This window comes from Halochromatium sp. (assembly GCF_054919635.1).
The window spans coordinates 1-3,909 of the sequence record NZ_JBUDPI010000349.1; the positions used below are offsets into that span (position 1 = coordinate 1).

A 3,909-nucleotide genomic window follows, 5' to 3' on the forward strand; every position below is an offset into this window, starting at 1 on the left:
CCCAACGCCGAGTCTGTAACCTAAGTCGGACAGGCTCCTAGCCCGGCCTGATTCCAGCTGGACCCCAGTTGGACCTTAGCTCGATCAGAGACGAACGGACGACGAGAGCATCGGCGAGCGAGCATGAAATCACCCTGACCCGTTCACATCGGCTGCCGGGGCCAAAGCCTGCGCTCCCGATCGGCCAGGCGCTGGCGATCACCGACGGGCGGATGATTACCAAGGGCGATAGGTCAGGCCTGGGATGCTACGCTCGTTGAACTGTGGCGCCAGGCCATGGATCAGGGCCTCGAGCTCTTCACGATTGACGTAGCGACCGTAAGACGCCTTGGCCGCATCCAACGGCACCTCCACGTAGTAGCGATGTTGGTCGGGCTCGGGAAGGATCTGCAAGGCATTGTCGTCGGCATCCAGGATGCCGAGATAATCGTCCTCTGATTGTAGCCGATCGAGCATCTGCTCACAGATGGCCTTGGTGGTCATTTCCACCGCGCTCCTTGACGAGACGCGCTCGCCAGAACGGTTGATCAGATAATAGACGCGAAAATGCATGTTGGTGTTATCTCTCAACGCCGATGGCCCTGCGCCACTCGATGAGAAGACTCAGGGCTGACGGAACGACACCCAAGCCTTTCATAGTATCATCAGACAGGTGTTGCTGAATATCTGGGTTCTCGAGCACTGCTATGGCCATCTTAAGACTCAAACTGCACTGGCAGATCCTGATCGCTCTCGCCCTCGCCGTCATCGTCGGCCTGCTCGTCGGGGAGGATGGCAACCTATTCGGTGTCACCTTCTACGCTATCTTCGACTTCATCGGCCAGCTCTTCCTCAATGCCTTGAAGATGCTGATCGTGCCATTGATCGTCTCCTCGATCATCGTCGGCGTGGCTAGCATCGGCGACTCCGACAACCTCGGGCGCCTCGGCGGCAAGACCATCGGCTACTACGCGCTGACCAGCTTCCTCGCCATCCTCGTCGGACTTGCGGTGGTCAATCTGATCCAGCCCGGCGTCGTCAATGGTGATGCGGAGGAGGTCTTTGGCCTGAATGCCAATGCCAGCGAGCTCGAGGCGCAGTTCGCCGACAAGGGCGCGGATGACATCGTTGCCATCTTCCTGCGCATGGTGCCGACCAACATCGTTGCCGCCGCTAGCAGCGCGCAGATGCTCGGGCTGATCTTCTTCAGCATCCTCTACGGGTTCTTCATGACCCGGATCAGCAATCAATACGCCGAGGCCCAGTACAACTTCTTCAATGGCATGTTCCAGATCATGATGAAGATCACCGATCTGGTCATGCGTTTTGCGCCCATTGGTGTCTTCGCGCTGGTCGCCAAGACCGTCGCCAGCACGGGGCTAGAGGCCTTCATCCCTCTGGCGCAATTCTTCTTCACCGTCGTCATTGCGCTCGGTATCCATTTTGCCGTCACCTTACCGCTATTGCTGCGCTTCCTCGGCGGCGTCAGGCCGCTTCGGCATTATCGGGCGGTCAGCCCGGCGCTGCTGACTGCGTTCTCGACTGCCTCCTCGTCGGCCACCCTGCCACTGACCATGGAATGCGTTGAGAAGAACGCCGGGGTCTCGAACAGGACCACGAGCTTCGTGCTGCCACTGGGCGCCACCGTCAACATGGATGGCACCGCGCTCTATGAGTGCGTCGCGGTGATGTTCATCGCGCAGGCCTATGGCATCGAGCTCGGCCTGGCGACACAGTTCACCGTCGTGCTGCTCGCGCTGATGACATCGATCGGCGTTGCCGGCATCCCTGCCGCTAGCCTGGTCGCGATCGCCATCATCCTTTCCGCCGTCGGCCTGCCGCTCGAGGGCATCGGCTTGATCCTGGCCGTCGATCGCGTCTTGGACATGATGCGCACCGCGGTGAATGTCGCTGGCGACTCGGCTGGCGCGGTGATCATTGCCAAGTCGGAAGGAGAAGAAGGCATCCTCGAGGACGACCTGCCGCAGCGCGTCAACGCGTGAGCGCTTCGCCAGTCATCGCCTCAATGCCTCGATAGTCAACATCTGGGTAGCGCGCTTGCTGAATGGCTGACGCGCGCCCATTGTGAAACCACCGAGCGGACGTCAATCCAGCGAATTCAGTTGACAAACGGGCGCTGCCTCCAGCGCCCGTTTGTCGCGGGCCCAACTGCTATTCGCTTGAGCCTGGCAACTCATGGGCCAACAGCTCGGCAGCAGCTCCCGGCTCGAGCCCGAACTCCTCCTCGACCATTGCGTTCCAGGCCTCGCGCTTGAAGGTGCTCTCACTCGGCACCGGCCGGTGAACCAGGTTGTAATGGCAGTCGATACAGCTCTTGCCCTCTGTCTCCTCTTGATGGATCGCCGCCGTGTTGGCCCGGACGCCCTGAATGGCCTCTAGGGTATGGCAGCGCTTGCAGGTCGCCGAATCCCGTTTGCGAAACCAGTCTCGGGCAGCAAAGGCCGCTTCCGGCAGATGCAGCAGGTTCACCACAGGGTCGTCGTAATTCGGCCCGAACAGCTGCTTGATCAGATCCTTGGTGCCAATCACATGATCGTAGGTCGCCATGATGATGCCCTCGGAGACATGGCAGTCGCCACAGCTCGCACGCACCCCGGACGGCGAGTTGTAGTGCGGCGAGGTCTGATAGCTGTCGTCGGCATAGGTCATCGAGTGACAGGTGGTGCAAAACGCATTCGAGCTGGTGTAATGATCGAACTCGAGGAGAAAGAACATGAACACAACGCCGCCAACGCCGCCGGCCACCAGTGCGAAGAGCACATGCCTGGTGATGAAGTGAGGCGCCTGAAGCTTGATCATTACTCTGCCTCCCCGGCAGCCGGTGCCTCTGCCGCGCTGCCTTTGCCTTCGCCGCCGTCCGCGCCTTGCTCAAGCGCGAGCTCAGTGGCCGTTTCAGACGCTGCCCTCGACTCGGCAGCGCCCTCCGTCTCAGCCTCCATCTGTCTAGGGGGCGGCATCCAGCCTAGGATCGGGTTTGCCTGCCCGGGATTGCCCGTCCATTGATGATGGTCGGTCGCTGCCAAGACCGGCTCAATCAGCTCTGCGGCCTGATCCCCCGCCACGGCTCGAGCTTGGGGCAGGAAACGACTGTAGAAATTGCGCCCAACCAGATACATGCCCTCCCACCAGGCGTGATTGGCGCTTGCCATTGAGGCACCGTGACGAGCGCGCGCGCCCTCGTCGTGCCAGAGCTCCCAGTAGGTGAACTCGAGTGGCTCGTCGAACGGCAGGGGGGTCAGCAGGCCCTGCTCGTAGAGGGCTTTCATGATCGCTTCGGCGGGCTCGCCAAACTTGCTGTTGTAGAGCTCGACGACGTTATCGAACTGAGTCATGAAGCTCTCGGTAAACCCCTTGCCGTGACACTCCAGGCAAACCAAGCTCATCACCGCCCGACGGCGCTCTGGCGCGATCACGGCCTTCACCTTACCGGTGCTGCCGTCGGGCTTCTCCAGCTCACTGCCGCGCTTCGGCGGCTTCTCGGTCGCGGGTAGCTCGAGCTTGCTGCCATCCTCAAACAAGACCAGATACTGTTGATAAGAGACCGGCTGATTCAGATTCCAGGCATTGCGGAGCCCGACATCATGTGTCGTCGGAATCTTGCCTGCTGCACCCATGTGGCAGGTCGTGCAGGTTGGCGCGGCGGTGTAATCCTGTCCGGCCACCCAGGTATCCGAGTGGAGATTCATCTGCTCGCGCTGAGCGGCATAGAGCATGCCGTGCTTCGAGGCCTCAAAGACCTCCTTATCCGGAGAATCCGGCCCCGAGTGACAGCGCACGCAGGCGCTCGGCTCGCGCGCCTGCGCTTTCGAGAAGGCATGTCGCCCGTGACAGGACGAGCAGGCCCCTTTCGAGCCCTCCGGGTTGATCCGGCCAATCCCTGAGTTCGGCCAGGTCGCCGGGTCCAAGGAG

The 3,909-nt window shown here is 61.1% G+C and carries 4 protein-coding genes; 1 reads left to right on the plus strand and 3 read right to left on the minus strand.

Annotated elements, in window-relative coordinates:
• Positions 1-216 precede the first annotated feature (216 nt).
• Entirely contained in the window at positions 217-552 is a 336-nt protein-coding gene (locus ACY693_RS16380; protein WP_462322880.1) for a hypothetical protein, read from the minus strand.
• Positions 553-686: 134 nt separating this feature from the next.
• Between ACY693_RS16380 and ACY693_RS16385 the strand changes: the two genes are divergently transcribed.
• On the plus strand, positions 687-1,982 hold the full coding sequence (locus ACY693_RS16385; protein ID WP_462322881.1) for a dicarboxylate/amino acid:cation symporter: 1,296 nt from the start codon (positions 687-689) through the stop codon (positions 1,980-1,982).
• Positions 1,983-2,151: 169 nt separating this feature from the next.
• On the opposite strand, the gene ACY693_RS16390 is transcribed toward ACY693_RS16385, so the two are convergent.
• Together ACY693_RS16390 and ACY693_RS16395 are read right to left on the minus strand one after the other, a co-directional pair.
• Positions 2,152-2,799, minus strand: a complete 648-nt coding sequence (locus ACY693_RS16390; RefSeq protein ID WP_462322882.1) for a NapC/NirT family cytochrome c — start codon at positions 2,797-2,799, stop codon at positions 2,152-2,154.
• The coding region (locus ACY693_RS16395) for a multiheme c-type cytochrome (RefSeq protein ID WP_462322883.1) at positions 2,799-3,909 on the minus strand (1,111 nt) is incomplete at its 5' end. The genes ACY693_RS16395 and ACY693_RS16390, both read right to left, overlap by 1 nt.